The sequence below is a fragment of the Natrialba asiatica DSM 12278 genome (assembly GCF_000337555.1).
Taxonomy (GTDB): Archaea; Halobacteriota; Halobacteria; order Halobacteriales; family Natrialbaceae; genus Natrialba; species Natrialba asiatica.
Genome location: NZ_AOIO01000010.1, coordinates 22872 through 48767, shown reverse-complemented (window position 1 = coordinate 48767; position 25896 = coordinate 22872). Strand labels below are relative to the sequence as shown.

The 25896-nt window shown below is 54.6% G+C and carries 28 protein-coding genes and 8 pseudogenes; 22 read left to right on the top strand and 14 right to left on the bottom strand.

Annotation, left to right across the window (positions count from 1 at the left end; genetic code table 11):
• Positions 1-102, top strand: a 102-nt coding sequence (locus C481_RS22900) for an ATP-binding protein (protein WP_152422147.1), incomplete at its 5' end; no start/stop codon positions are given.
• A 121-nt stretch (positions 103-223) separates the two neighbouring features.
• Here the strand turns inward: C481_RS22900 and C481_RS23180 are convergent.
• The 3 genes and pseudogenes from C481_RS23180 to C481_RS23285 form a co-directional block, all read right to left on the bottom strand.
• Positions 224-535: pseudogene (locus C481_RS23180) on the bottom strand (zinc ribbon domain-containing protein); the annotation flags it as partial.
• Positions 536-933: 398 nt separating this feature from the next.
• A pseudogene (locus tag C481_RS03405) lies at positions 934-1329 on the bottom strand (trehalase-like domain-containing protein); the annotation flags it as partial.
• A 433-nt stretch (positions 1330-1762) separates the two neighbouring features.
• Positions 1763-1861 carry a C2H2-type zinc finger protein gene (locus C481_RS23285; protein WP_449406447.1) on the bottom strand — a complete coding sequence of 33 codons (99 nt, stop codon included), beginning with the start codon at positions 1859-1861 and terminating at the stop codon, positions 1763-1765.
• 360 nt (positions 1862-2221) lie between these two features.
• Here C481_RS23285 and C481_RS03400 point away from each other — a divergent pair, with 360 nt between their 5' ends.
• The gene (locus tag C481_RS03400; RefSeq protein WP_006107554.1) at positions 2222-2782 is read left to right on the top strand and encodes a hypothetical protein; all 561 of its coding nucleotides are present in this window, start codon (positions 2222-2224) and stop codon (positions 2780-2782) included.
• Positions 2783-3063: 281 nt separating this feature from the next.
• Positions 3064-4155, top strand: a complete 1092-nt coding sequence (locus tag C481_RS21050; RefSeq protein ID WP_006107553.1) for a glycosyltransferase — start codon at positions 3064-3066, stop codon at positions 4153-4155.
• Positions 4156-4162: 7 nt separating this feature from the next.
• Here the strand turns inward: C481_RS21050 and C481_RS21615 are convergent, their stop codons facing one another.
• Together C481_RS21615 and C481_RS21610 are read right to left on the bottom strand one after the other, a co-directional pair.
• Positions 4163-5302 carry a hypothetical protein gene (locus tag C481_RS21615; protein WP_152422146.1) on the bottom strand — a complete coding sequence of 380 codons (1140 nt, stop codon included), beginning with the start codon at positions 5300-5302 and terminating at the stop codon, positions 4163-4165.
• A 6-nt stretch (positions 5303-5308) separates the two neighbouring features.
• Positions 5309-6307, bottom strand: coding sequence for an alkaline phosphatase family protein (locus tag C481_RS21610; protein WP_152422145.1), 999 nt, complete (start codon positions 6305-6307; stop codon positions 5309-5311).
• 475 nt (positions 6308-6782) lie between these two features.
• On the opposite strand from C481_RS21610, the gene C481_RS21605 reads away from it, so the two are divergent.
• Together C481_RS21605 and C481_RS21600 are read left to right on the top strand one after the other, a co-directional pair.
• Positions 6783-7265 carry a hypothetical protein gene (locus tag C481_RS21605; RefSeq protein ID WP_152422144.1) on the top strand — a complete coding sequence of 161 codons (483 nt, stop codon included), beginning with the start codon at positions 6783-6785 and terminating at the stop codon, positions 7263-7265.
• Between the two features lie 82 nt (positions 7266-7347).
• The gene (locus C481_RS21600; RefSeq protein WP_152422143.1) at positions 7348-7815 is read left to right on the top strand and encodes a hypothetical protein; all 468 of its coding nucleotides are present in this window, start codon (positions 7348-7350) and stop codon (positions 7813-7815) included.
• 25 nt (positions 7816-7840) lie between these two features.
• On the opposite strand, the gene C481_RS21040 is transcribed toward C481_RS21600, so the two are convergent.
• A complete protein-coding gene (locus C481_RS21040) occupies positions 7841-8581 on the bottom strand; it encodes a class I SAM-dependent methyltransferase (RefSeq protein WP_006107549.1) in 741 nt (246 codons plus the stop codon).
• A 145-nt stretch (positions 8582-8726) separates the two neighbouring features.
• On the opposite strand from C481_RS21040, the pseudogene C481_RS23175 reads away from it, so the two are divergent.
• Both C481_RS23175 and C481_RS03385 read left to right on the top strand, forming a co-directional pair.
• Positions 8727-9073: pseudogene (locus tag C481_RS23175) on the top strand (DUF7845 domain-containing protein); the annotation flags it as partial.
• A 13-nt stretch (positions 9074-9086) separates the two neighbouring features.
• Positions 9087-9308, top strand: a complete 222-nt coding sequence (locus C481_RS03385) for a hypothetical protein (RefSeq protein WP_006107547.1) — start codon at positions 9087-9089, stop codon at positions 9306-9308.
• An 80-nt stretch (positions 9309-9388) separates the two neighbouring features.
• Here the strand turns inward: C481_RS03385 and C481_RS03380 are convergent, their stop codons facing one another.
• Together C481_RS03380 and C481_RS22895 are read right to left on the bottom strand one after the other, a co-directional pair.
• Positions 9389-9676: an amphi-Trp domain-containing protein gene (locus C481_RS03380; protein ID WP_006107546.1), complete on the bottom strand. Its 288-nt coding sequence runs from the start codon at positions 9674-9676 to the stop codon at positions 9389-9391.
• Between the two features lie 15 nt (positions 9677-9691).
• Positions 9692-9766: pseudogene (locus C481_RS22895) on the bottom strand (amphi-Trp domain-containing protein); the annotation flags it as partial.
• An 871-nt stretch (positions 9767-10637) separates the two neighbouring features.
• Between C481_RS22895 and C481_RS03370 the strand changes: the two are divergent.
• Positions 10638-10838 carry a hypothetical protein gene (locus C481_RS03370; protein ID WP_006107544.1) on the top strand — a complete coding sequence of 67 codons (201 nt, stop codon included), beginning with the start codon at positions 10638-10640 and terminating at the stop codon, positions 10836-10838.
• A gap of 739 nt (positions 10839-11577) precedes the next feature.
• On the opposite strand, the gene C481_RS21035 is transcribed toward C481_RS03370, so the two are convergent.
• The gene (locus tag C481_RS21035) at positions 11578-12066 is read right to left on the bottom strand and encodes a hypothetical protein (RefSeq protein ID WP_083860882.1); all 489 of its coding nucleotides are present in this window, start codon (positions 12064-12066) and stop codon (positions 11578-11580) included.
• 983 nt (positions 12067-13049) lie between these two features.
• On the opposite strand from C481_RS21035, the gene C481_RS03365 reads away from it, so the two are divergent.
• The 3 genes and pseudogenes from C481_RS03365 to C481_RS22580 all read left to right on the top strand — a co-directional run.
• Positions 13050-13421 carry a MarR family transcriptional regulator gene (locus C481_RS03365; protein WP_006107543.1) on the top strand — a complete coding sequence of 124 codons (372 nt, stop codon included), beginning with the start codon at positions 13050-13052 and terminating at the stop codon, positions 13419-13421.
• Positions 13418-13771, top strand: a pseudogene (locus tag C481_RS23170) (type II toxin-antitoxin system PemK/MazF family toxin). Before C481_RS03365 ends, C481_RS23170 begins: the two are co-directional and overlap by 4 nt.
• A 108-nt stretch (positions 13772-13879) precedes the next feature.
• Positions 13880-14169: pseudogene (locus tag C481_RS22580) on the top strand (transposase); the annotation flags it as partial.
• Positions 14170-14190: 21 nt separating this feature from the next.
• Here the strand turns inward: C481_RS22580 and C481_RS03355 are convergent.
• The 4 genes and pseudogenes from C481_RS03355 to C481_RS03350 form a co-directional block, all read right to left on the bottom strand.
• A complete protein-coding gene (locus tag C481_RS03355) occupies positions 14191-15051 on the bottom strand; it encodes an aldo/keto reductase (protein ID WP_006107541.1) in 861 nt (286 codons plus the stop codon).
• Positions 15052-15205: 154 nt separating this feature from the next.
• Positions 15206-15430 carry a YqcI/YcgG family protein gene (locus C481_RS22890; RefSeq protein WP_275040050.1) on the bottom strand — a complete coding sequence of 75 codons (225 nt, stop codon included), beginning with the start codon at positions 15428-15430 and terminating at the stop codon, positions 15206-15208.
• 13 nt (positions 15431-15443) lie between these two features.
• Positions 15444-15815 (bottom strand): annotated as a pseudogene (locus tag C481_RS23165) (YqcI/YcgG family protein); the annotation flags it as partial.
• A 32-nt stretch (positions 15816-15847) separates the two neighbouring features.
• Entirely contained in the window at positions 15848-16336 is a 489-nt protein-coding gene (locus tag C481_RS03350; protein ID WP_006107539.1) for a phosphate-starvation-inducible PsiE family protein, read from the bottom strand.
• A 148-nt stretch (positions 16337-16484) separates the two neighbouring features.
• Here C481_RS03350 and C481_RS03345 point away from each other — a divergent pair, with 148 nt between their 5' ends.
• Positions 16485-17426: an alpha/beta hydrolase family protein gene (locus tag C481_RS03345; RefSeq protein ID WP_049904408.1), complete on the top strand. Its 942-nt coding sequence runs from the start codon at positions 16485-16487 to the stop codon at positions 17424-17426.
• Positions 17427-18165: 739 nt separating this feature from the next.
• Positions 18166-19350 carry a trans-sulfuration enzyme family protein gene (locus tag C481_RS03340; protein ID WP_049904403.1) on the top strand — a complete coding sequence of 395 codons (1185 nt, stop codon included), beginning with the start codon at positions 18166-18168 and terminating at the stop codon, positions 19348-19350.
• 110 nt (positions 19351-19460) lie between these two features.
• Here C481_RS03340 and C481_RS03335 read toward each other — a convergent pair whose 3' ends face one another.
• Positions 19461-19952 (bottom strand): MOSC domain-containing protein, encoded by a 492-nt coding sequence (locus C481_RS03335; protein ID WP_006107536.1) that lies wholly within the window; start codon positions 19950-19952, stop codon positions 19461-19463.
• Positions 19953-20255: 303 nt separating this feature from the next.
• On the opposite strand from C481_RS03335, the gene C481_RS03330 reads away from it, so the two are divergent.
• From C481_RS03330 to C481_RS21015, 9 genes and pseudogenes are all read left to right on the top strand, one after another.
• Complete coding sequence (locus tag C481_RS03330) at positions 20256-20576, top strand: PadR family transcriptional regulator (protein ID WP_006107534.1); 321 nt, start codon at positions 20256-20258, stop codon at positions 20574-20576.
• Positions 20577-20831: 255 nt separating this feature from the next.
• Complete coding sequence (locus C481_RS21895) at positions 20832-20993, top strand: hypothetical protein (protein WP_161605620.1); 162 nt, start codon at positions 20832-20834, stop codon at positions 20991-20993.
• A gap of 2 nt (positions 20994-20995) precedes the next feature.
• Positions 20996-21247 (top strand): hypothetical protein, encoded by a 252-nt coding sequence (locus tag C481_RS03320; RefSeq protein ID WP_006107531.1) that lies wholly within the window; start codon positions 20996-20998, stop codon positions 21245-21247.
• Complete coding sequence (locus tag C481_RS03315; RefSeq protein WP_006107529.1) at positions 21247-21531, top strand: hypothetical protein; 285 nt, start codon at positions 21247-21249, stop codon at positions 21529-21531. Before C481_RS03320 ends, C481_RS03315 begins: the two co-directional genes overlap by 1 nt.
• 524 nt (positions 21532-22055) lie before the next feature.
• Entirely contained in the window at positions 22056-22355 is a 300-nt protein-coding gene (locus tag C481_RS03305; protein WP_006107526.1) for a hypothetical protein, read from the top strand.
• Positions 22356-23002: 647 nt separating this feature from the next.
• Positions 23003-23185, top strand: a complete 183-nt coding sequence (locus tag C481_RS03295; protein ID WP_006107522.1) for a hypothetical protein — start codon at positions 23003-23005, stop codon at positions 23183-23185.
• Complete coding sequence (locus C481_RS03290; RefSeq protein ID WP_006107521.1) at positions 23178-23594, top strand: hypothetical protein; 417 nt, start codon at positions 23178-23180, stop codon at positions 23592-23594. The genes C481_RS03295 and C481_RS03290 overlap by 8 nt, the downstream gene beginning before the upstream one ends.
• A 609-nt stretch (positions 23595-24203) precedes the next feature.
• Positions 24204-24506: a hypothetical protein gene (locus C481_RS03280; protein ID WP_006107519.1), complete on the top strand. Its 303-nt coding sequence runs from the start codon at positions 24204-24206 to the stop codon at positions 24504-24506.
• A 332-nt stretch (positions 24507-24838) separates the two neighbouring features.
• Positions 24839-25619: pseudogene (locus tag C481_RS21015) on the top strand (IS5 family transposase).
• Positions 25620-25896 lie beyond the last annotated feature (277 nt).

The following is a 25896-nucleotide window of genomic DNA, read 5'->3' as shown; positions in this document are numbered from 1 at the left end:
ATCATCGAGCGCCACGGCGGCGAAATCTGGGTCGAGTCAGAGCCCGGCGAGGGGACGACATTCTCGTTTACGCTGCCTACAGCTAACACACGTGGTTCGTGAATCACCTTCCGTACTGGGATATTACAATTCCCTGTAAACTACCCCACTCTGCTCGCTCACGGGAGGCTTCGCTCGCTCCCTGCGGGTGAGGCCTTGATGTGGCCTCTCGGCAATCAGTCGCAGCGATTGGCCGGTGACTCTCGCCGTTCAACGTCCTCCCCTTCACACGCACGTTTACTGGGCGTTTCCGCCCCCCGACGTGGGCGAGGAACGGTGTCTGTGATGTTGCTTCCGAGCGTACCGTCCCCCGATAGTCTTCGCAGCGTTGTAGGCCGCAGTCACTTCGTATCCGCACTTTTGGCACGAGAAGCGTCACCGTGGCGGTTGTCGCCGTACGTGAACTCGCAGTCCGTCCGAGAACAGCGTTGGGACGTGTGGTTCGGGTCGACTTGCTCCACGGACACACCCCGCTGGGTGCCTTGTACTCCACGTACCTGGAATTGCAGCAAGACTGTGTGGTCGTCCGCATGGAGGACGTCGGAGGAGAAGTACTCTGACGAGTGCGCGCTCGAAGTTGCAGTGACGATTGCCTGCCAAGGGCCGCGGGGAAGATGGCAGATCAGAATCTCGATGTTGGCGTAGCCTCCCACCGCTGGCACTGTGACTGTGCGATGGTCGTGACACCCCCAACGAATCCGTCGAGAACATCACCACTCCAGTCGGACTCGTCCTCGAAAAACCGGGACCGGCCATGATGGCTGGTGGCGTCGACGACAAGAGCCGCTGCAACCATCACCGCAGTGTCGTTCAGCGGGTTGTGGCGTGTGATTTCGCGTCGGTACGTGGATCTATGTCGGCTGAGTCTGAATCTGGCGTTGGCTTTGTTTCCATGTCGTATTGCGGGTCGAGTTCGACCTCGAGGTCGACGGTTCCGTCCATACAAGTAACTTTGCGGTAGAGAACCTTCTTTGGATGGGCGACGCGGCCTGCCGGCGGCAGGAAGTCCGTCACTGTCACCGTGGCGCCGTCGGTTTGAAAGGTCGTCTCGAGGACATTCGTGTCGTCGACGTAGCGGCGATCCGTCTCGAAGGAATCGGCCGGCGTGATCCGGAACCGACCGCCGCATTCGGCGTCGAGAATTGCGGCGAGGATACTCGACGACTCGAGGTGCGGGAAGGGGAACCAGTCGACCGAACCGTTCGGCGCGACGAGCGCGCACGTCTCGAGGTTGCCGACGACGCCGTAGGCTTCGATCGGAGGGTACGCGCCGGACTCAGTCACCGACATCACCTGTATTTCGGACAGAGGCGTCGAACGTGGAACTTCTGAGGGCTGAAACGACGCACATACAGTACTATTCGAGGACCAGCAGGAAAAAAGCGGAGCACGCAACGACCTGCAAATATATCATCACGTGTTCTCGAAAATCATCGTCGGGCAGCCGCTCACAGGGCATACTCTCGGGGTTACGTATGATGGGCTTGCTACGGAACAGTCTCAAGTTGAGCGGATAGTTAATAGATTGTTGGTCACAATCAAGGGGAAACGTAATTGTCGGTGAACTGTAGTATGGTCCCCTCTGCGTGAGATACGGAACCATCGGTCGACGGTGCTCGAAGAATGATTCGACATGAATGCGGGACTCGTCGCTACGGAGACGAAGCCCGAAAAATCACGCTGCGAGGATGTTCGGTCGCGAGACCGATCCGTTCCGGTCCCCTCACATTTCGTCTTCGTGCTCCTCCTGTGCGTGTTCGTGGAGTTCTTCTTCCGTGTCGAACGACTGACCACAGAGGTCACACTCGTGTTCGTCTGCCATGGGTATGGCTCTCGGCAGCTAACAGTAAATAACATCATCCTTCATCTAGAACCCCATGACTGTCAGATCGGGGTTTTCCACGATCACGGGGTAGAAGCGGAAGGGTGTCAAGCTATTACCAGTGCGTCAATCCAATTGTCCGACTGGATCCAGGAGTCTTCGATCCGTTCGTCGTAGACGATCACCTGTAAGTCGTCTGTCTGGGCAGCAGAATACTGATTGGGTGAAACTTGCTGAGCTAACAACAGCGATCGATACCGCTCTTGATCAACTCACTATTCCCAAAATGTTGCGAAAATAGATCTATCTGAGGGGTTCCAGCCACAGAAGATACTTATCACCGTATGTGTATTAGCTATCATGACTACAATTCATGGGATTTTTTCATCGTTATCAGGCCTGGATAGAGACATTCGGTCGGTGACCATCGGTCTGGACAGGCGAACGTTTATCGGCGTGCTGGTCTGCATCGTCGGGGTCGGACTGGCCTTGGAGTGGGCCTACTGGACGACGATAGCGTTGCGGCTCGACCTGCTGCGAGCGCTGGTGGAACCACTGCAACCGATCGTCGGGTTAGTACCCTTCGTTGTTGGGGTTCTCGTGTACGTGCGGTATCGGCCAGCAGCGAGTGTCCTGGAAATTGGTCTCGTCGTACTCTGGGGGGCGTGCGCGATAGCCGCTGCGTATGTCTTCATGTTCCTTTTCGCACCCATAGTACTGAGCGATGCCCGGATCTCGACCGTTCTGGTGTCTGGTGGCTCCGAATTCACGCAGTGGCAACTATTCCTCTATCTCGGACGGACCGCCATCTTCGCCGGATTGTACGCCGCTGCGGCGTTTCTGCGTGATAGACCGCTTATCAGCGCCCTCGTACTGCTTACCCATCCGGTCTGGATCGTTGGCGTCTTGGCGATTATGTAGGCCCGTTTCGTCGCAGTTCTGTGTCTCTTGTAGGAAGCGAGATCTGCCAGATGAGGGGTCCATCAGACGCAGGCGCTCCGCAAGCAGTACCCACACGCGCCTGACGACCCCGAGCGGATTCGGAACGTGATACACGACGCACTCGACGCCGACGAAAACGAATCGGAGTAAGGAGCCCCGAGGACTGTGGCAGGTACCGGGGTACGGATAGTGGCTACGCCATCTGTTGTGAAAACTATTCGGCCAAGAGACATAAGAGGGGGTAGTAAAAAGGCATTTTCATGGGAAGATCGATTTCAATATATCTTACATCTATGGATGTTGGGGGCGTACAGCGTGTTGCACTGAACCTATGTACAGGATTAGTAGAGAAGGGCCATGACATTGAGGTCGTATTAGTCAATGCAGAGGGCGAGTTGCTGAATGAACTACCAGAGGAGGTATCAGTTATCGACTTAGGTGAAGATCGTGTGGCCACTACGGTTTTTCCACTTCGTCGATACCTAAATCGGAAAAACCCAGATGTGCTGTACGCGATGATGACGGAAATAAATATAATTGCCACCATCGCACACCGTCTTTCTCGAGTTGATTCACGCCTTATACTCAGCGAACACAATATGCCTACGAATAGTATCGACTCAAAAAAAGATCTAGCAGTTATGAAACTAGCGACACTCACTTACTCGCTTGCAGACCACGCAGTGGCAGTCTCAAACGGCGTCTACGAGGATCTACTCAATGTGTCCCGTCTGAGCGAATCTAAGATATCACAAGTCCATAATCCAATAAACATAAATCGAATCCGTACTGATGCGTCAGAGCAAGTTTCCCATCGTTGGCTCAATAACGACGACTATAACGTGGTTATCAGTGCTGGGCGACACGTCCCACAAAAAGGATTTGACACACTGATTGAATCATTCTCACGAGTGAAAGACGAAAATTTACGCTTATTGATTCTCGGGAAAGGTGATGAAACAGAATCACTAAAGGAAATTGCAACTAATCTGGGCATCAAAGACAGGGTTGAATTCCCTGGTTTCGTCGAAAATCCCTTCGCCTACATTTCAAGAGCCGACGTGTTTGTACTTTCATCACAGTACGAAGGGTTCGGAATGGTTCTTGTTGAAGCGTTGGCTTGTGGATGTGCAGTAGTATCAACAAATTGTCCAAGTGGGCCGGAAGAAATCCTCAAAGGCGGAGAATACGGACCATTAGTGCCAGTTGGTGCAGTAGATGAGCTTACGTCGGGGATCGAGAGAGTTTTAGATTCTCCTCCTACGTCAGACGAGCTGGAATCGAGAGCACGAGATTTTGCAGTCAATAAAATTGCGTCGGAGTATGAAGATGTGTTTTTTAATACTATGTGACCAGTAGTTACAGTTCTCTGAATGGTACCTCAATATCTACATCTGGTAACATAGTGGCGAAGTTTATTAAAGAAGACTGGAACATAGGATCAGTACCTTCGCCTGTGAATAGTCCTGTTTCTGGATCGTATGACCGTGATATCTCGACTTCTATTGAGTTCGAGATTTCTGTCTCGGTACTATCAAAGAATGTACTTAGAATACAAGCGTGGTGTATCCCAGGTAAGACGCTTCCATATTTGGGGGTGTTTGCCTGGACTTTCCGTTGATAGTCCTCAGTCTCAATGAAAGAGAACGCTTTCTGGATTTTTCTCTGGTCCCAAACACTGTGCTTTGGAAAATTTTCCTTTAATTTTGCGAGGGCTGATAGAACAGTCACGTGATATCCGATCTCCTTTGTCCGCCGCTTCTCGGATCGTTCATAATAGTGGGATGCGATCTCGTTTCTAACAAGGTGTGCGTGTGAGGATAATTGTGGAATAGTTCGTATAATATTCTTCAATGGCGGTCGGATATAGTGACATACCAGACCATCATCATGTATATCGATTGTTTCAGCAAGGTGATCGAGAAACCCGTTAATACGGTTTTCAGCTACTTTCGACAGTGACGCTAATTCGGAAGTCGAAGCAGCAAAGATAATCTGGTGGTTGAGTGTGCGATCGAACGATAAATTGGTCCCATCCACTTCGATTGCTTCCCAGAGACCCAATCGATCATCGAATGGGTGCAGAGTAAATACCTCGGTCGCTATATTGGCAAGCATAGGGCGGTCAAGCCGCTGTCCCGCAAGATATAGACTTTCGATCGGTTTTGCTTGGCCAACAATGCCGTTACAACGGTTTGCACCTGCCTTTCGAAAATAAAATGTATATCCTTGGGGACGAGCCTCATCTGAAGCTAAGTACGTTGCAGCGCGGTCTGCGACCTGACGAAACCGCCGATCATGAGTTTGTTTATAGACAAATAAAAAGAGATCCAACCAATGGGACGTTGTTCCAACTGGAGTCTCAAGTTGGCCATATACACCGTTTTGAGCAGATGGGAACGAGCCATCCTCACGTTGCAAATCAATCGCTTCGTCAGCACATCGTCGAAGCAAGTCATAGAGGCTGATAGTCTGTGTTTTTAGCTGGTAGTCTGGCATTGATGTTCACATGTATCCAAGTGCTTCAAGCATCTTCTCGCGCTCCATCTCGGTTTCCTTGAGATCTAATTCTGGTGCATATGTGTGAGTATCTGTTGCTGTAGTTACTGCCCACGGAACTCGGCGTACATGCGGATGGATCGTCCCACCACGGTGTTTGTATCCAAGCCATTCACCAAATGCTTCGCCATGGTCAGAAGTAATCACAACACGGTCTGCATCGAAGTTTTCCAATAACGTACCAACGCTATCGATAACCGACTCCAATTCAGAAATGTACTGTGACCAGACAGCCTCACGAGAGATTTCCCCAGACATCATTGACGGGAATGGATACCGCTCCCATCCCTCAAGAGTTGTTCTCCCCTCGGCTTCGGCAGCTGCATAGTACGGATAATGGGGCTGGATATAGTGAACGATCGTTCGCTCTAAATCATTTTCACGAGCATGGTGAATCGCTGCATCAGTGACTACCTCCGCAGAAGGGTGAGGTCGGTCTTTGTGACCCTTGCCTGAACTTTTCACATTCCGTTGCTCCCATACAGACACGAAATCGTTGAAATCTTCTGGTAATAATGTTTCCCACGCTGTGGGGCTCCAAGATGAGTTACTGGCATCCTCCGGATTTTGGTTGCCAGTAAGAACATCTTCAACGACCATATTCCCAGCAATATAATCGATATCAGAGGCTAGATCTTGCGTTTGCTCTCGAAATGTCTGTGCAGTCCACTCAAGGGTTGACCCACCGATCGATCGACGAGAAGATATCTCAAGATCATTTAACCAGGGAAAAGTACCAGATTTTTGGACTTGGTTGAGAGCGTCTACTCGGCATGTGTCTAAAACAATAAGCAAATCCCAATTTCTATGCAGAACATTCTCACCATAAGGAAAACGGGATGAAATAGCCAATTCGAATCCAGACAGTGTGGAACGAGGGACTAAGTATTCCGCCACACCGCGAGGGTTCCCCAACCCCTTTTTCGTTAACTCCAATAAAGACATTCTGTTCTTCTTGTTTTAGACGACTCTTTATAAATGTAGCTAGAAATATCAAGACAGAATGCCTTATTGAAGGCGAGAGTTGATCTGTTTAGTTTTCATTTTCCAGCCAAGTTCCGAATATTTATATAATACATATTACACAGATATAGATATTATGGTACATCCAAATTTCCTACTAATATCGATCGATAGTCTTCGACATGACTTCTGTTCATTTTTGAATGATGGCGAAAACACAATGACTTTCCTTGAGAAATTCGCAGAGAAATCAACAGTTTTCGAACGAGCGATCTCCCCGTCAGTATGACCACTTCCAGTACATACCTCAATTTTCACGGGTCTATATCCCACAGAACACTAAATCAATGATGAAAAAACTATACTAGGCGATCACCCTACATTCGCTGAACTCCTTCAAAATGAGGGATACGAAACTCGATCGTTCACACATAACGACTGGTTCCGGACCGCTGAAATGGCGCGCGGATTCAATCACGAACATACTCGGATGCCGGGGATGGTGGGTGACGGAATTACGAACATCAAGAGTAAAACTGAAGAGCAGTCCTTTAGCCCCGTGAAGAAAGGGATCAAGCAAATTTTAGAAGCGCCCCTAGTAAAAGGGCGTAAGGCGTTTTTCAGACATCGCCTTAAGGGATCTCGAACTGTCTCTAACAGTATTTCGCGGCTCAAAGAATGTTCTTCACCGTTTTGCTATATGATTCATTTAAACGATGTACATCACGCATATCGACCAAATATCAAATATTATCGGGAATTCGGTGACGAAGGACTGCGATCATTACATAAAAACGTCAACTACCAGCGAACACTCAAGAACAACCGAGAAGCAATCTACACGGAGAACTTCGAGATTGATGAAGAGCGAGTGCCGCTGATGAAAGACCTTATAGAGCGTCGATCCTCCAGACTGATCAGCTGGTCGAACGGCTTGTGAATACGCTCTCTGAGATCGGGGAGGAGGAGAACACGATTGTTATCATCTTCGGTGATCATGGAGATCTGATTGGGGAAAAGGTATGTTTGGTCACTCATTTTCAGTTGCCGATGAACTTATACGAGTCCCACTGTTGGTCTACGATCCGACTGAGCAGCTTACATCGGGACGCCGCCGGTCTATAGTTCAATTGAACGATCTTTATCTAACGATCCTTGAACTAGCCGGTGAAGATCCGCCAGAGACGAACAGTGTCTCTCTATTAAATGAATCCCGTGATGCTGCCTTCGTTCATTATGAACGGGCAGATAGTGAGTTAGAGTACCCACAGTCTGCGTATCCACCATTCAAACAATACGCGACCTGGAAATCACCATCTTCGAAACTGATATATTACCCGGAAGAGGATCGGATGGCAGGTTGCGACTCTGGAGAGTTACAATCTAAATTAGATGACCACTTAACACAACTTAATCCAGTCCATCCAAAAGGTGAAACACAGTTATCAGAGTCCGTCGAACAGCAGCTGAAAAATATGGGTTATTTGTGAGGCTGAGATAACCACCGGTGAGAATTCACTCTTTCTTCAACACTACTAGCTTTTGTTCGCTATGTTCCTTGAATAGATCCATTTTTTTCGTTACTAGAGAACAACTTTCTGAGATAGCAGTTGGGAAGTATTTATTGATGGCCTTGAACACTTCTTCATACTGTATTTCATCGTGGAGTGGATGAGCATCTATAAGTGAGTATGGTCGTTTCTCGCAGAGTTCATGGATATAGTCGTTCTTTGAACGTATTTTCACATGATTGCCCGGTCTTTTCTCTTCATCTGTCCATGCAATCCGCAAAAATAGATAGCCATCTGTTTTTGTTACCCGATCTAATTCATCAAGGCTCGCCTTCCAAATCTGGTCATCAACAATGTGGTAGAGGACAGAGAAACAATGAACAAGATCGAATTCGTTATCATCAAACGGGACTGAATTTAGGCTAGATTGTTGATAAGAGCCAGGGATACCTAATTGTTCTACTTTATTAACTGCTTGTTGTGAAAGGTCAATACCAAATACGTTCGCCCCTTTTGATGAGTAAAATTCTGAATAGATACCAGTACCACATCCTGCATCCAATACCTGAGAATTCTCTAAATCCACGGAGTTGTTTTCGAGTGTCTGACTAATCCTCCCAAAGGTTTTTTCTCGCCGATACTTATTGATTGTATTTGGAAGAGCTTCTTTTCCAACAGAAGAGTAGCGGCATTTATCATTTATCCGTTCATTCCAATATGACTCTGGATCGGTGCTATAACTCATTAATAGCCAAATCAAGCGTGATTAGGAATAAATCTTCTTGCCACATATGTTCAAACCGTTATTTATGCCAAAATGAGTATCCACGAGATTAATCAAGATCGTAAGTCTCTCACAGCCAAACGAGTTCAGTAGTTCCGCGAGGACTCTACAAGACGCCGAGCGGTACGTACACGTTCACGAGGACGCCAGCGGTCCAGTACACGCTCGTGATGGCTCGATAGCGTCGATGGACCACCTGCTCGAGATCATCGTCGCATCCGCGAAGCGTTCCCAGACCACTCGCTTCCGAAGGAGATCAAGCACTACTACGCGAGAGAAGCGCTTAGCCAGGGCGACGATTCGCCCCTTTCACCCAAAGGTCGGCGCATCGTACCAGGTGAGCCGGTGGGACAAGAAGTTAGGAGTAACCCCGGAAGAGCTGAACCAATTGGGGCGTGAGCTCGATCAGACAATCCTATCTGACTCGCGGATGCTGGACTCGACATAGCACCCTACCGATAAAGACGTGAGCAAGTCAGTTTCGGCGTTTGAGTGGGTCGACGCCGATTCTATCGAGTCGGTGAATAATGTGCCCGTTCCCGAGTGGGAAGACCGGATCAACCATGCACATGTCGAGACCGTCGACGCGCCGAACGAACTCGTGGTTTACGGCGAGGACGGATACTCGGAAGAGGCGTTGATCGTTGCGACTGGCGAAGCGTTCACTACGCTTGAGAACGCCCGATAGCGTGGATGTCATAGAACTTTCCCAAGAGTTTGTTCCACCTACGTTGCGGTGAATCACCCTCTCAGTAAGTGTCTAATTTCTCACTTAATTTCCAACTGGCCGCTCCCGTCGTTCCCTTCACTGCCGTTCTCGTCCCATTCGAGTTCGAACTCGATACTCAATTCACCGGGTCCGTCCGTTGGCCCTTCGCGTTCAGCTTTGACCTCAAACGTCGGACGGGCTGGCGGTTCCATTGTCACGGACTCGGAACCGGATTTCAGTGTGACTGCACCCCCTTGTTCGAGCTTATTAGCGACACTGCGAAGATACGATGCGATGTCTTCTCGGGTCTGGTCGCTCTCTGATTTGAACAGGACTTCTTCGGGCATATAGAGNTTATTAGCGACACTGCGAAGATACGATGCGATGTCTTCTCGGGTCTGGTCGCTCTCTGATTTGAACAGGACTTCTTCGGGCATATAGAGACAATACACTGTCTGCACCGATAAGTCCATCCTCTGTATTGATCATTCGTCGGACACCGCATAGCGGTGTGAAAACTCTCCTATGACACCACCGATAACGGTAGTCGGCGAAACCGGCTAATCTAGTCCCGTTGCCGTCCCTCGTATGGCAACGCGCGAATACTCGATTGCGACGCCGCAACTTCCATTCTCAACCCGAACTGTTGACCGCGTCCTGTAGGGACTCGTCGTGCTCACACTGATCGGTGATATCGTCACGACACTCGTTGGCCTACAGCTCGGACTCGTCGAGTCGAATCCAGTTGGCCAGCATGCTCTCGCGAACGGCGGGCTCGTTGGAATCCTCACGCTGAAAGCCGGCGCGATCGGCGTCGGGTTGGCCTGTCGTCCTCTCTGTCCGCGCTCGTATCAATTCATCGTGCCGGCATGTCTGGCGCTGCCGTGGTCAATTGCGGTCGTGCTGAACTCGTGGTTAATTCTGTCTGTGGCCGGGTAGCGATAGACTCCAAAATCAGAGTTGCCACTACTGAATTTTGCTCAAAAGTCATTTCGGCGCTTTCGCGCTACGAAATGACCCATGTAAACCCATTTTCACCTATCCGCCCGACGCAGGTAAGTCTAACTGAGGTGTTTTGACCTGTCTTCAATCCGATGTGTTTTAGGGGTGGTAGTACATACCATAAAATGGGTCGAAATGACCCATGTAAACCCACCGCCGAAGTGGCTGAAGGAGTGGGCAACCGTCGCGGCGAAACTCGCCGTGGTTGTCCTCACCCTTGTGAGGTTGCTTCGCGGGCTGCTCGCATAACTCAGGGCGAAAGCCCTGAACTACCCCGAGAGGGGTTTGCGGGCGATCAAACCAACCATGACGGCCACAACGATATTCGGCTTTGACCGCCAGATGGTTCGCGGCGTTGGAACAGCTGCGATGTTCGCAATCGTGCTGATATACCTCTTTGAGTCGAGTATCGAACCGATCCTCGGTGGTGGGTTACTGGCGGTCTACGCCGTGCTCGCTATCATCGTCTTGGTGAGTGTCATTGAGGACATCCGCCAGATTAGGTAGGCGTTCTACTCGGTTGCAGAAAATATCACCAACTAGTTTTGAGTACGATGTTCCCGATCGCCTGACCCAATAGTTGAGAGTACCCCTATTTTACTGAGGTGCCAAGAGTGTCATAGAACGAGTCGCATGGCCTTTCTTTTGCCTCTTCTGGACCGAACAGACGTTCCCCACACGTGCCTACTGACCGCTACTTTGATGTAAACCAAAACGTATATCGATGTGTGAAAGATTCGTTAAAAGCCAGACTATTCCGGTTTGACACCAAGGCATGGAACAATCCATGGTATGGATATCTTGGTGCGCCAGCTTTGGCGATGTTGGGAGTATTAATCGGTAACCTGTTCGGTGTCCATCTCGTGAACTCTGAACTAGGTGAGTATCTAACCGTAGGTCTGTGTATAGTGATTACAATGTATATTGGGTTCGCAGGATTGGCATGGATTGATACGCGCCAATAGTCTATGGAAAGCGCGGTAGTCTCTTTCCCTGTACTCTGGCAACTCCGTATGCTACGTACCTTTTTCCGCCTCGGGATTCCTCACTTCGTTCGGAACCTCTTGGCGCAAAATCTACGCTACAAAGGCCGCCTTCGCGGGCTTCACCTGCACCAGCGGTGAACCGCTTGCTTCGCTCGCGGATGCTGGCAACGGTAACTCCTTGCTCTGTACTTACCGTTTATCGGGACGTCATAGGATGAGTATGCGAACCGTTCTATGACGCTCTCGAGGTGTCTTCTAATTCACTCAGTATTGAACCTTCTATCCGTATCAAAAGGATAATTCTGAAGTTCAGTCTGTTGTGTCGTCTCATTTGTTATTCGATATGCGGCTGAGTAAGTGTGCTCCTCCGATTCAGACAGTTGCGATGAGTCAGTGATCCCGCCCCGACACTCTAAACGGACGCGATACTCGTCAGTACTGTTGTTTGAGACTGATGTAGTGGTACAGTCGGTTATTACACTTTCATCGGCATCAAAACTATGGTTACGGCTTGCAAGTAGGTCGTTATAGAAAAGGCGCTCCTCGTACGTTACAGCATAGCTCCCTACATTCGAGGAGTTCAATGGGGACGGTTTTTCGGGACCAATTGGATAGGATTCAACATCTACATCACCGTTTCCCTCCCCATCTGGCCCTGTATGAGAAACTATGAATGCGCCCATTCCAGCAAGAAGTACAACGATAAGGAATCCGAGTGATACTAGAACCGGTTTACGTCTGGAGACCATATTTTGAAAATCGTCGCATTTACATATATATTCTCCACCTTGTCTAAAGACAGACAGATTGATTGTTCATGGATAGATATAATCGAAATGTATTTGCTGTTTAAATTTCACAGGTAGCTAAGCATGACGAATCCACTTAGTCAACTTCAGGTTACTAGGAGTTAGCAACTGAGGGAGAGTCTGAAAGATCTTCTTGAACTGAATCGTCTGAATCCACGCTCTACAGGCCTCCTAAACTAACTGTAGTCTTATCCTCTAGACTCGTCTTACCGGCATGCTTGGCGCTGCCGTGGTCAATTGCGGTCGTGCTGAACTCGTGGCTGATTCTGTCCGTAGTGTAGCGGTAGCGAAAATCAATATGCGGAGTTCACCGTTGGCACTACTGAATTTCTCCAAATGTCATTTCAGCGCTTTCGCGCTACGAAATGACCCGTATCAACCTATCTTCGAATGTGGCTTCGAATCAAATAGGTGTTCTGCTTGACTGACTCGAATCTGATTCTTGACGATACTACCGATTAGTTCTAAGTACATTGTTCCCGATCGCCTGATCCAGTAGTTGAGAGTACCCCTATTTTACTGAGGTGTATTCTAACCCATCGGATTTCAAGAACCCAATGCATACGCTGGTCTGACTCCGTACGATCAGTACGACCAGCCAGCAACGTACGCAATGCGAATACTAGCAGGGGCGTTTCTCTAAAAGAAGCCTCCGGCAGAGATCACAAAACAGCACTCCTCGAGCACCGCAAACGGCGGCCAATGATCCGTCAGCAGCTTGGCTTCGAGACGCTTCCTGATCAGTCAATACTCCGGCGGACATGGCACTGCCAGTTCTCACCTATGCAATGAGAAGTTGAGACTGTTCTCTCAATGCGTACGATCCGCGAACTGCTCCGTGATCAACAGTGATTTCCCTTCAGTGTTTTCGTAGCTTTCACTCCTAACACTCTTTACAGTGGGTCACGTATCCGCATTCAACGATGTCCATCGACCGAGACACCTTCGAAAACACGAGTGAGGACGAGCTCGCGGATCTTTCAGTCCCGGACCAGGTCCTCGGATTTCTCGCCGCCAACGAGGGTCGGGCGTTCAAGGCCCGCGAAATCGCCTCCCAGATCGGTGTCGACGAAAGTGCAGTCAGCACTGCGCTCTCACGGTTGAAGGACCGCGATCTGGTCGAACACAAGGCGACATACTGGGCGGTGACTGACGACGATGAGCGTCTTGAGGGATACAGTAGTTACGAACGGGCGACTGCCCTGTTCAACGACCAACTCAGCGAGGAAGACAAGGCATCCTGGCGCGAACACGCCCCCAGCGAGCCACATCCGAGTGTGGAGAACGAGCAGTGACCGACCAGGAAGCTACTCCGGTGTTCGAGTGAGGCGATGTCGTCTATGGTGATGACACGTTCAAAGGCGAGGAAGCTGCTCGGCCGTGGCTCGTTCTCTCGAATCACGAGGGTCGGCTGTTCCACGGCGAGCAGTACATAGTGATGATGTTAACGTCGAAATCATGGATGGACGGTCTCATTGCTATCCCTGAGGAGAGCTGGCTTCGTGGCGGGACGCCGGATGAGAGTCGAATCGTCCCGTGGGGTGTCCAATCAATTGACCACGTGGACATCGATTTCTGGCAAGGTCGTCTTGAAGGCGATATCGCCGACGAAGCGGTTGCTTCCCTCATCGAAGAACTCCAGTAGCGGTTACTCGTTGAATTCTTCTTGGTAAGGGACGAGGGCGGGAACACAACTGTCGTGCTCGCGCCGTGGCTACGGGCGCACGGCCCGAAATCGAAGCATCCCGAAATCAAGCCGATCGTCGAAGACCTGCTCAACTCGGCTGAGGACCTCGTCCAAGGTGACAACGTACTGATTGACCGAGAGTTCGACAGTCAACACGTTTTGGAGATGTCAGCAAACGCGGGCTTACGTACGCCGTTCCAAAGCGGATGCACACAAGTGAGAGAGCCCAGGCGAAGCGACTCCTCAAGAGCGATACGGATCGGTACGTGAACGACCGAAAGCTCCACTTAGGTAAGAACGAGTGGCACAAGACGACGCTCGTGTATCGCCGAAACGAGAATTCTGAACACACCGACCGCGTCGCGATCGCGGCGGCCTCAGTTCGCGGCCTCGGTCAGCCGCTGGACCTCGTCGTCGCTGAGCGACAGGTGAGTGGCGGCGACGTTCGACTCGAGGTGGTCGGGATCCGAGGTTCCCGGGATCGGGAGGATGACGTCCGCCCGCTCGAGCAGCCAGGCCAGCGCGACCTGACGCCACGTCGCGTCGTGCTCGTCGGCGATCTCGTCGAGGAGGTCGCCGTGTGCGTCGAGGTCGTCGCCGTCGATCGGGGCCCACGGGATGAAGCCGATGCCGTTCTCTTCACAGATCTCGAGGACCTCCCGGCTCCCGCGATCGTTCAGGTTGTACCGGTTCTGGACAGTCGCGACCTCGACCTGCTCGCGGGCCTGGTCGAGGAGTTCCGGCGAGACGTTACTGACGCCGACCTCGTTGACGAACCCCTCGTCTTTGAGTTCGGCGAACGTCGCGACGGAGTCCTCGAAGGGCGTGTCGTCGTCGGGTCGGTGGAACTGGTAGAGGTCGATGGTATCCGTCTGCAGGCGACCGAGCGAGGTGAGCACCTGATTGCGGATGTAGTCCGGATCGCCGTGGGCGATCCAGTCGCCGTCGTCGTTGCGCAGCAGGCCGGCCTTGGTCGCGACCAGCACGTCGTCGGGGTCGCCGATCGCCTCGCCGATGAGCCGTTCGCTGACGGCCGGGCCGTAGGAGTCGGCCGTGTCGATGAGGTCGACGCCGCAGTCGACGGCGTGCCGGACGACCTCGCGTGCGGTGTCCTCGTCGTCCGGCGCGCCGATGATGTCCTCGCCGGTGATCCGCATCGCGCCGAACCCGAGTCGGTGGACGGTCGCGTCGCCGATCTCGAACGTGTCGCTCTCGTTGGTGATCGCCTCGTCGCTCATACTCGTGCCGACAGCGGCCCGCCTCTTGAAGAGTGGCTTGCCCGAACGGCATGCCGGTTCCGCGAACACGCGGCTTCCGGCCTTCGACCGAGGATCCACAAGCCTCGGTCCCACGGGCCTCTGTCCCGCAAATTCGCGACCATCACCGTCGCCGTCACTCGCGCTCGCGCCGACTCTCCTCGACGTCGGTCCGCTCGGGCAGCGGACACCGAGCCACGCTCTCCGCGTTCGTCTCCGGGAGCATGTACTGCTTCCACTCCCGGGTCCGCGGGTCGATGAAGTCGCCCGCGTCGGGGTGCATCGCGACGTCGCCGTACGCCGCCAGGCGGTCCCTGATCCGCGTCCGAGCCTCCTGCCCCTCGTCGTCGAGTCCGGTCAGTCCCTCCGAAGACGCCCCACGGCTGGACGGTGATCTCGAGCCCGTGCGGGGTAAACCGGCTCCGGCGCCGCTCGTAGAACAGCGCGCGGCCCACGAGGAATGTCGGTTCGCCGGCGAAGCAGTACTGACACTTCGGGTGTTCGGGATCGGTCAGGACCGACGCCGGCCAAGGCTCGGGGTCGTGGTCTTGCAGGTACTCGAGGACACCCCAGAACTGGCGCTTGTACGCTTCCGCCGACGGCTCGTCCGCCACAGCCGGATCCGCCTCGGGCGGTCGAAAGAGCACCACCAGCGACGGGTACTCGCCGATCGATTCGTAGGTCTCGTGGAACTTGGCCAGGGGATCTACGAGGGCCGCGAGTCGCTCGCCGAGCCGCCCGGGCACGTCGACCCGACGAACGAAGCGTGGCCGCGGCGTCAGCCGTACACGCGCTCCGCGAAGAGCAAGGCGACCAGGCCGAAGATGATGATCGTGTACGAGACGGCGGCGAAGAGGGCGTCCTGCGCGGTCGCGTACTCGTCCGTCCGGAAGATGATCGCCTTCCGGACCATCGCGATCACGCCAGTGTAGATGACGAGCCTGACGATCTGGCGGGTTTCGCTCTCCTGCGTGTACGCGATGACCGTGTGATACACCTCGACGATGATCAACAGCAGGAGGCCGGTGTCGATGAACCCGATGACGACGAGCGGATCAGTGATGGTCCGCGCTCGAATCGACCGCAGGATCTGCAGCGTCAGGTCGACGACGCCGATCGCGAAGAGGATCGCGAACACCCAGGCCGCGATCAGTTCGACGAATCGAATGAACCGATCCGCGGCCGCGGCGATCCGATCGGAGCCGGCGACGGTCTCCGGACTGCTGCCTGGCGGGTCCGGTGGCGGGGAATCGTCGTCGTCGGCCATGATGCGATTGAACCGTCGGTCCGTTCCGAACGTCGACTCGAACGCCGATAAATGTTCGACGTCGCGCCCGTCGGTCCGGGCGGCGGACGGCGTTCGATCCGCAGGGCGTCACGCGTGTAGTTATGGTCCCGCCGGTCGTCGTGCCGGTATGAGCGCCACTCGCGACGCGATCCTCGATCACCTCGGGACGATCCCCGACCGCTCCGATCCGGCCGTCGAAACCGTCTCGACCACGGCCGCCGACGGGTTCGAGCGCCGACTCGTCGAGTACGACATCGAACCGGGAGAGCGAGCCCGAGCCTATCTGCTCGTGCCGGACGACGTCGATACTGGCGACGAGCGCCCCGGCGTCCTCGCCGTCCACCCCCACGCGGGCGAGTTCGCCGTCGGCAAGTCCGACCCCGCCGGGCTGAGCGAGACGGCCGCGTACCACTACGGCGTCGAGTGCTGCCGGCGCGGCCACGTCGTCTGCTGTCCGGACCTGCTTTGTTTCGAGGACCGTCGCCCGGCCGAGCGCGAGCGCACGGCCGGGACGGCCCCCGCGGGCGCCGACTACGAGAAGTTCGTCGCGATGGACCGTCTGCTTCGCGGCTCCTCCCTCCAGGCGAAGTACCTCTCGGACCTCGCCGCCGCGCTCGACATCCTCGAAGCCCACGACTCGGTCGCTCCCGATTCCCTGGGTGTGCTCGGGCACTCGCTCGGCGGGCAGGAGGCCGCCTGGGTGGCCTGGTTCGACGACCGCGTCGACGCCGCGGTCGTCTCAAGCGGCGCGGCGCGACTCGCGGCCGTCCAGCGCGAGCAGATTACCCACAACTTCGCGCTGTACGTCCCCGAGCTGCTGACGGTCGGCGATATGGACGACGTCCTGGCGGACGCGGCTCCGACGCCGCTGTTGGTGACCCACGGTACCGAAGACGGCATCTTCCCGCCGGACTCCGTCCGCCGGCTCGGCGACACGGTTTCGGACGCCTACGCCGACGCCGGCGTTTCAGAGCGGTTCGAGCTGACGTTCTTCGACGGCGGCCACGAGTTCCCCGCCGACGTCCGGTCGAACGCCTACGCCTGGTTGGATCGCTGGCTCGATCGGTGACCCCTGAGCTCGCTTCCCACGACGCGATTTCGGTGATGCGCTCTGCTCGAGTACGATGTCGTCTCCAGTCCGTCCGGTCTCCACTCGGACCGCTGACGAAGGCGTCGGCGTGAGACGTCCTCGTCGGTTCGGAAGGCGGTTCGTGGCCGACGGGTCACTCGCTTCGCGATACGCGTTGTCGATCGCAGACGGACGGTGCCTCCCGGATTTGAACCACAGGATCTTTCGCGAGAAGGAGACAGCTCGGTCTCAATCGGGTGCGGAAGAGTATCGATTTTATCTACATTCGGCTCTATTGAATCACTAGAGGGCGTCGGTGTGGGTCGGTAAATCAAAGGAGTTGAAGCGGGTCGAGTTTGCCGGTTGAAATCTGCATCTTGTCGGTCCTATAGCCCGTATAGTCTCAACTTCCATCAACTTGGACTCGTACAGAAGTTGAGACTGCGTCGTCCAATGCATATGAAATCGTCACCCGTTTCGTCACTTTGTTTCGGCGAGTCTTTTCGGGAAGAGCCGATACAGAGACAGTGCGAACCTACCGCTGTTATTTCTGTCAGCTGACGCTTCCTCTCGGAGCATACAACGGGTAGCAACCAACGACTCGCTGACCCACGTCCAAGTCGGGTTTGGGATTCTGGCCACCCTCGCCGGAAACTTCACACCTATCCTTCGCAACTGAGAACATTCCTATGAACACCCCTCTAAATCGGGTCTATGTGGGTCCCGTGGAGAGTATCTGATGACACGACACAATAGCCAATCCGACAGGAATCGATTCGCAACCATCGCGGTCGGCGCAGCTGAAACCGAGATGCATCCTCATAGAGATGGAACAAACGACGTCGTCCCGCCGATCCATCTTTCGACTACGTTCGAGTGGGCCAGCGGGGAGGACGCCAATAAACACGACTATTCGCGTGAGAGCAATCCGACGCGGGCAGCTCTTGAAGAGCAGTTAGCCCGCCTCGAAGGCGGCGAGTATGGATTGGCGTTCGCCTCCGGAATGGCCGCCACATCGACGACGATGCTGTCGCTGGTCCCCCCAGGAGGCCACGTCGTCTCCTCGGACACCATCTATAGCGGAACCGAAAAACTGCTCACGGAACACATGGCCGGACATCTTGGCGTTGACATCGACTTTGTTGACGCCCGTGACCCCGACAACGTCGCCGATGCAGTCAACGCGGACACTGACTTGATCTGGGCAGAAACACCGTCGAACCCCTTGATTAGGTTGTGCGATATCCAAACGATAGCCGACATCGCCGATGACCACGATACCCTGTTCGGCGTGGACAGTACTTTTGCGAGTCCGTACTGCCAAGCCCCGCTCGAACTGGGTGCCGACATCGTTGTCCACAGCACCACCAAGTACCTCAACGGACACTCCGACTCAATCGGCGGTGCCGTTATCACTAACGACGGTGGAGTTTTCGAGCAATTGGCGTTCGCGCAGCGGGTTGGGCTTGGGAATATGCTTTCGCCGTTCGACTGCTATCTCGTTGCAAGAGGCATCAAGACGCTGCCCGCGCGGATGGAATATCACGAGCAGAACGCGATGGCAGTTGCCCGGTTCCTCGAAAGCCACGATCGGGTCGCTCGGGTTCACTACCCGGGTCTTGAAAGCCACCCGCAACACGATCTTGCGACTGAGCAGATGTCGGGGTACAGCGGGATGCTGTCCTTCGAGTTTGACGGCACACTCATCGAACTTGAGGCGTTCATCGAGGGCCTTGAGGTATTCACGCCGGGAGCCAGTCTCGGTGGGGTTGAGAGCCTTGTTGAGGTGCCGTCACTAATGATCCGCGACGAGTTCAGTCGGAGTGAGGAATCAGCGGAGATTCCCGAGACGTTGGTTCGGGTATCCGTTGGCCTCGAAAACGCCGATGACCTCTGCGAGGATCTCTGGAGGGCGCTCCCGTAGGCACACGTTCTTCTCTCCCCCGATGACCCGTACTACAAGCGGGTCGATCGCCCACTAGATATGGTAGCTGTAAGCGGAATACGAACTGTTTCTAAACGATAGAACGAGGATTATTCGAGCGGTTCGATTACGTCTCCGGGGCGAATCATCCCATCTTCGAGAATGTCCACTCGGAGCCCACCTCGGTGGGTGAGTGCCTGCAATACGCCGTCCTGAGTGATGCGCTGAAGATGGTTGCAGGGTTCACACAGCCGATCACCTCGACAGATGGCGTCACCGACTCGGAATCGTTGTCCAACGAGATGATTGAGTGCGACATCACGGGTTTCGATGTTTCGTCGGTGTTCTCCCGGTGCGAGTTCGATTCTCGCTTCACGTTCGATTGCTGTTACAGCCTCTTGCTCGATCAACGTGAGGTCGTACCCATCGTGGCGTTCCTCATCTGGCTCCCACTTGACGAAGGTTCCCGTCTCAATCTCGCTAAAGTAGCGATCACCTCGGAGCCCCTTCCTAGCAACTGCTTCAACGTCGGTCTGTTCTTCCATCTCCGCTTCGGCTTCAGGTGCGATAAAAATCCGTTCGACAGTGCCACTCCCGGTCATGTGTTCTATGCGCGTTTAACACAGTATAAACACTCGGATGTGGATGTTGTTGACAAGGTACTTCAGCAGGTGATTTTTGGTAGATCTCGGATAGACCGATAGCCGCTTCGGTATCTGCTTGCCCTGTACTTACTGTTTGTCGGGACGTTATAGGATGAGTATGCAAATTGTTCTATAATACTCTCGGGGTGTCTTCTAACCCATCGACTCTCGAAGACCTATATTTCGATAGTCGGGAGAACGTTCAAGTACAATATTCACTAGTTTTGAAAAATGTCGAATACTGATAGAACGCCACAGACGATGGACGATTTGTCCGGCTTCCAGCGGGACCTCCTGTTCGCCATTGCAGGGGAAGACCGACCGTCCGGCCAAGACGTAAAGGAGGTCATCGACACCTACTACAGCAGCGAGATCAACCACGGGCGACTGTACCCGAATCTCGATACGCTGGTCGACATGGGCCTCGTCGAGAAAGGCCAGCTCGACCGACGGACGAACTACTACCAACTGACGGCTCGTGGCGAGCGCGCAATCGCAGCGCGACGAGAGTGGGAATCCCAACTGGTCGCAGGGGTGAGCGTGCAATATCCGACGATATTCCAGATCCAGTTCGAACGGTGAGCGTCGAGAAAGCACATCTGCTGCACGAACAGGCGGCGTTCTCCGAAGACGAGTACGAGAACGCGGACAACGAAATCGAAGCGGCGTATCACGAGACGCGCGTCGAGTATACGCACGAGCGCATCGAACAGATCGAAGGCGATGGGCTTCGCGGTATCGACGTTCGAGAGTCCCGTGACGAGTTCAAANACCGAGAAACAGATCCTCCGCGAGTATTTCGACGAGGGAGAGGACACGTTTGAGGTTGGCGAAGCGATGAACGTCATGGGCTACGAGGATGGTGCAGTCGCGTTCCACGGGCTTGGTGGCAAGGCGATTGTGGAGTTCTCTGATGAGACCAACGCTCGAGCCGCAGCCGATTGCATCCTCGATGGCGTTGGTGCCGAAGACGACGCGGCAATGATTGGACAGAGGTAACCATGCAGGTAGAAACACCATTTCCCGTCGAAGGAACCATCACGCCGACCGATTACGGCTACTCGGCGAGTTTGCCGTGTGCATCCGTGTATCTGACTGAAACCGAACACGGCGATTTCCTCCAGCAGGCCGTCGATCGCGCGGCTCGCGAGTACGGCGAAGGCGTCGAAGTGCGTGTGCGGTTCACGGCTGACGCGACCGGATTGCAGTGTGGTGACTTCGAACTACTCGGATCGGTGGAAGGTGATTCATAATGCCGTCGTTCACCGGCCGCGGCCGGATCACAGTCGAACGTGATGGTGAGGAGATTGAGGTCTTCAACCACGTCAGCGTCAGCACCCATCACTACGTCAACAGCGTCAACGGCTACGAGTCGTTCGAGGCTGATATCTCGAAAGGCGATATGGGGGGTGGTCCGGAACCTAACGTCGTGACTGAACGGGTGGCACAACTGGTCTTTGCGGAGTTCAATATCGACGTGGGGAACCGCGATATCAAAGTGATCGATCCGGAATCCGACGAGGTGTCGGTGCTATGATCCTTGCAACGCCCGACGACTACGAGTTCCCGCACATCGACTGGCACTGCAAGGAGTGCGGGATGGTCTACTGCTACGCCGGCTACCCACCGGAGACACGCTGTCTCGACGGTCACGGTGCTGGCTGGAAACCCGAGAACGAACAACTCATCGAGTACATCGACCTACTCGAGACACTCACACCAGGCGATGGCATTGTAATCAGCGGTGACGGGCCGACGACCCTCATGGGACCAGTCGAGTCCGCCGACGATGGACAGCTCGTCACGGCGGCGATCGACAGTCCATCGCGAACACTGCGGTGGGAACGCGATGACTCAGACCCGACGATCGAGTGGAAACAAACAGAGAAACCTGACGCGTTCTACGACGACGTCCATCACGTCGAGACGGTTGAGATCCAAACGGCCGCGGACAAGGAGGTGCCAGCNCAAACAGAGAAACCTGACGCGTTCTACGACGACGTCCATCACGTCGAGACGGTTGAGATCCAAACGGCCGCGGACAAGGAGGTGCCAGCGTAGATGTCTGGCGACGAGATTCCACACGCGGTAATCGACGTGCCGGCCGGCGGTCGTAGCGTTGCGCTCGAAGCGATTCAGTACCGTGTCGGGCCGCCGGTCAACTACGCGTTCTTCCGGACGCTCCGGAAAGAGAAGCTCATTCTCTGGGGTGAGAACATGGAAGTACGGTGGCTGAATGAACTTTCGACGGCGTGCCATGAACTCGAGCAAGAGTACTCGGACATGGCGATGTATGAGGACGCTCGCGAAGCCGATCGAATGGAAGGCGCGTTCCTCCGCGGTGAGGAGGTGGCAGTGTAGATGGCGTCGCTTGCCGACCGAGACCAGGTCTCAGACCGTGGCGATACGAGTGTCGGAAAATACCACAGTCCGCGGGAATCCAACTCGCTGCAAAAGACGAGTCAGAGCGGTACTACTTCCGTAACCCGACCGGCGGCATCTCATCAACTCCCGCGATGAACGCCGACCAAGCACGCAAACTCATCGCAGACGGTGTTCGCGGATTTGCACCAGAGGACTTCGAGCAGGTCGATGGCTTCGGCGTGGAACCGTGGGACTACCCGGACCCGATCGACTCCGACCGCGAGGTCAACGAACACGACCTCTGGATGCTTCGGGCGGCGATGTACAAGGGCAAACGCGTCGGACTTCAGGGAAAGCACTCGTCGCGGAAGAACCCGACCGAGTACACAATCGAGCGCCTGCTTGAGCACTTCGACGATGCCAAGGATGTGCCGTTGCACGACCCTGAGGAGTTGCAGCAGGCCCCTGGAATCGGTCCTGACCGCGCTTCGCAGGTCGTCGGCGCTGCCGTGGCGAACAGGTTGATCGAACGGTCAGTGCGANTGCAGCAGGCCCCTGGAATCGGTCCTGACCGCGCTTCGCAGGTCGTCGGCGCTGCCGTGGCGAACAGGTTGATCGAACGGTCAGTGCGAGGTGAGGCGTAGATGCCACTCCACCAACCACGTGACCCGAAGGGCAAGGGCTACCCGTGGGGTGTTCGTGTCACAGTCGCCGGGATCGACTGTTACAGCGTCGGTGCCGAAAGCAAACGCGAAGCCGGCGTGCTCAAGACACAGATGGAAGCCCAAGACGGCGTGTCGGACGCCGAGGTGGTCCGGTATGCCTGACACCCAACACCGCGTAGACGGCGTTGACCCTGCTCACGAAGCTCGCGCTCGCGACTATCCGATGCTTGAGGGCGGGGCGACGATGGGGACTGTCTGTGAGTACAAATCCAGCGGTGAGTGGGCGATTATCACCGACCTTCCCGACCGGACGTGGGGCGACGTGTTCGACGACAACGACGAGCGGGCCGACGAGAAGGCGGTCCGGTTCCTCAATCTCGAGAAGCTATCGGATGCGGCCTTTTCCCGTTTCGAGGACGCAGTTGGCTGCTATGAACACGTCTCGATCGCCCGTGAGTACCGGGACCAAGAGGGCGCTGGGAACTACGTTCGCCGGTCGGACTTCCAAGAGAAATTCCGTGTACTCGGTCCCGTTCACCCCGATGCACGAGGTGAGTCCGATGGTGAGTGATGCCATGCGAAAGGCCGAACGCGAGTACGAGCAGTTCTGTGAGACGCTTGCCGCTTACGACGACCCGCTGGTCGTACAGGTCGCCGACGCGCTCGACGAGTCGGATATCCTCGCGCTCAAGACGCCCGACCTCTCGCCCGACGCGTGGCTTGACGTGCTCGAGACGGCTGGCGAGNACGCGCTCGACGAGTCGGATATCCTCGCGCTCAAGACGCCCGACCTCTCGCCCGACGCGTGGCTTGACGTGCTCGAGACGGCTGGCGAGAATCTGTACCTCTACGCGCACGAACCCTCGTACCGCGGCATGTCCGACAGCGAGCACACCTGGTACGCTCGCTACGACGGCGAGGGGTTCGTCTACGGGACCGAGAGCACAGGCGAGTTGTANCGCGGCATGTCCGACAGCGAGCACACCTGGTACGCTCGCTACGACGGCGAGGGGTTCGTCTACGGGACCGAGAGCACAGGCGAGTTGTATCGCAGCGATCACGACGAGAACGCCGCTCGCCAGGTCCGGGCGGTGATTGACGGCCACGACGTGTACCCACAACCGATCGACAAGTATCCGCTTGACGAGTGCGATGAGTTCCAGGAGGTGCCGGGCGATCGATGAGTAGCGAACGGTCTACCGATACAATCAAGCGAGAGGACGACTGCGGAGCGTACGACTCGGTTCTGCGCTCTCTCGAGCCAGGTGTGCTGGTTCGATTCAATGCCAACGACCCGTCTCAGGCATCAACGCCTGAACTCAAGGTCGGATACCACGACCAAAAAGAGGCATACATCGAACTCGAGGCCAGTGATGAAATTTATCGAGTGAGCTACTGTCGTCGGACGGGTCCAGAAATACGCAGAGAGAACGGCGGAACTGACATGATAACGACAATCGAGGTGGGCGGCATTGACGGGTAGCGATCAGTTCGGAAATGCCATTCAGAAGTGCGACGAGTGTGACGAGGAGACATGCAACCTTCAGCTAGTCTGTGTTGCCGGACGGGACGAAATCTCATCACTCTGTCCAAGCTGCTATCGAGACCTCGAAGGTGACGGCTTGATCGATCGAGAACGGGACGCGGAGGTGTTCGGATATCCCGAGTGATGGACACGAGAAAGGGTGTGTCAGAACTACGGAAATCGCATCGACGGGTAGCCACTGTATCACCAAAGGGCTCTGGTGAACCGCTGGACAGCGTCGGCTTCGGCCGTCAGAACTAGGGAGTTGAAGCGGGAAACCGCCGATGCCTATGTCGAAGATTTCCCGATTCACGAAGAAAGTAGTGCGTTAGCTAAAAATGCTGTTGGTGGCCGAGGCAAAGTCGCCGCCCCCGAAGGGGGTGGCGGCTTCGCCGACTACGCCGTTGTATCGCTCCACTGTCTTCGGGTTTATTTGGAGAAGTCCTACCGAGAGTCGTTGGATCTGCTGAGCGAGATGTCGCAAGTACTCGGGGAGATCGGCCTCAAAGCGGCCGATCTCCCGCATCATTCGACGTTAGTCAAGTGGTTTGATAGAATCAAGACACCACTCTGGCGAGTGCTGCTGCGCCCCTTGGCGCAGTTGCACGACCCGAGCGGTCACGCCGCGACTAACGCGACGTTCTTTGACTGCGAAAACGCCAGCAAACACTACTGCTGGCGGACGAATTCCGGGTTCAGACGCTCAAAGCAACCGCTCTCGTCGACACAGAGAGCCACACGATTTTGGACGTTCACTGTACGACCGAGAAACGCCACGACACACAGCTCGGCTGGCGACAAAAGCTACGATGGATGGAATTACGCGAAAAACTCCGCGAAGAATGCATGAGGACCCTGATCAAACATCGTGAATTTCGGCCCATCGATCCGCGCGTTGTGCGCGTGATCGATGGGCCTCGATACTGACAGCGAGCGATGTGTGGGACCGCCTTCTCAACGATCAAGCGCACGCTTGGCGACGCCGTACGTGCGCGATCTTGGTACGGTGAATTTCGAAAACTCGTCCTGATGTGCACGGTTCACAACATCAAGCAGGCGATAAAACACTGAAATCAAGCTACGTCTGGCGATTCACCACGGCCAAAATTATAGGTCTCTGCTTCGCTCATGTATCGGAGATAGGAATCACATGACTTTTCGTCAGTATCGAAAAGATCTCTAATAGACTGATAAACCCAGTACGCGACAGTGCTGTTTTCACTGTTGTAGGTGCGATTTAGAGGTATTTTTGTTGTGTTGATACCCGTGCTAGATAGGTTCGTGTATCTGGTTGTATAATGTTGTCAATACTGACTTTAAGTATATTTGACTATTAGTAGATAGAGAA

Excerpts from the sequence above, each read along its gene's own strand:
- C481_RS03370 (WP_006107544.1), top strand. The coding sequence starts at position 10,638 with ATGACGGCCACAACGATATTCGGCTTTGACCGCCAGATGGTTCGCGGC.
- C481_RS03380 (WP_006107546.1), bottom strand. The coding sequence starts at position 9,676 with ATGCCCGAAGAAGTCCTGTTCAAATCAGAGAGCGACCAGACCCGAGAA.
- C481_RS03400 (WP_006107554.1), top strand. The coding sequence starts at position 2,222 with ATGACTACAATTCATGGGATTTTTTCATCGTTATCAGGCCTGGATAGA.
- C481_RS23285 (WP_449406447.1), bottom strand. The coding sequence starts at position 1,861 with ATGGCAGACGAACACGAGTGTGACCTCTGTGGTCAGTCGTTCGACACG.
- C481_RS21895 (WP_161605620.1), top strand. The coding sequence starts at position 20,832 with ATGAACGTCATGGGCTACGAGGATGGTGCAGTCGCGTTCCACGGGCTT.
- C481_RS03315 (WP_006107529.1), top strand. The coding sequence starts at position 21,247 with ATGCCGTCGTTCACCGGCCGCGGCCGGATCACAGTCGAACGTGATGGT.
- C481_RS03365 (WP_006107543.1), top strand. The coding sequence starts at position 13,050 with ATGTCCATCGACCGAGACACCTTCGAAAACACGAGTGAGGACGAGCTC.
- C481_RS21600 (WP_152422143.1), top strand. The coding sequence starts at position 7,348 with ATGTTTGGTCACTCATTTTCAGTTGCCGATGAACTTATACGAGTCCCA.
- C481_RS03345 (WP_049904408.1), top strand. The coding sequence starts at position 16,485 with ATGAGCGCCACTCGCGACGCGATCCTCGATCACCTCGGGACGATCCCC.
- C481_RS03340 (WP_049904403.1), top strand. The coding sequence starts at position 18,166 with ATGACACGACACAATAGCCAATCCGACAGGAATCGATTCGCAACCATC.
- C481_RS21050 (WP_006107553.1), top strand. The coding sequence starts at position 3,064 with ATGGGAAGATCGATTTCAATATATCTTACATCTATGGATGTTGGGGGC.
- C481_RS03295 (WP_006107522.1), top strand. The coding sequence starts at position 23,003 with ATGCCACTCCACCAACCACGTGACCCGAAGGGCAAGGGCTACCCGTGG.
- C481_RS03320 (WP_006107531.1), top strand. The coding sequence starts at position 20,996 with ATGCAGGTAGAAACACCATTTCCCGTCGAAGGAACCATCACGCCGACC.
- C481_RS21615 (WP_152422146.1), bottom strand. The coding sequence starts at position 5,302 with ATGCCAGACTACCAGCTAAAAACACAGACTATCAGCCTCTATGACTTG.
- C481_RS03335 (WP_006107536.1), bottom strand. The coding sequence starts at position 19,952 with ATGACCGGGAGTGGCACTGTCGAACGGATTTTTATCGCACCTGAAGCC.
- C481_RS21040 (WP_006107549.1), bottom strand. The coding sequence starts at position 8,581 with ATGAGTTATAGCACCGATCCAGAGTCATATTGGAATGAACGGATAAAT.
- C481_RS21610 (WP_152422145.1), bottom strand. The coding sequence starts at position 6,307 with ATGTCTTTATTGGAGTTAACGAAAAAGGGGTTGGGGAACCCTCGCGGT.
- C481_RS03355 (WP_006107541.1), bottom strand. The coding sequence starts at position 15,051 with ATGAGCGACGAGGCGATCACCAACGAGAGCGACACGTTCGAGATCGGC.
- C481_RS21605 (WP_152422144.1), top strand. The coding sequence starts at position 6,783 with ATGGCGCGCGGATTCAATCACGAACATACTCGGATGCCGGGGATGGTG.
- C481_RS21035 (WP_083860882.1), bottom strand. The coding sequence starts at position 12,066 with ATGGTCTCCAGACGTAAACCGGTTCTAGTATCACTCGGATTCCTTATC.
- C481_RS03330 (WP_006107534.1), top strand. The coding sequence starts at position 20,256 with ATGGACGATTTGTCCGGCTTCCAGCGGGACCTCCTGTTCGCCATTGCA.
- C481_RS03280 (WP_006107519.1), top strand. The coding sequence starts at position 24,204 with ATGAGTAGCGAACGGTCTACCGATACAATCAAGCGAGAGGACGACTGC.
- C481_RS03350 (WP_006107539.1), bottom strand. The coding sequence starts at position 16,336 with ATGGCCGACGACGACGATTCCCCGCCACCGGACCCGCCAGGCAGCAGT.
- C481_RS03290 (WP_006107521.1), top strand. The coding sequence starts at position 23,178 with ATGCCTGACACCCAACACCGCGTAGACGGCGTTGACCCTGCTCACGAA.
- C481_RS03305 (WP_006107526.1), top strand. The coding sequence starts at position 22,056 with ATGTCTGGCGACGAGATTCCACACGCGGTAATCGACGTGCCGGCCGGC.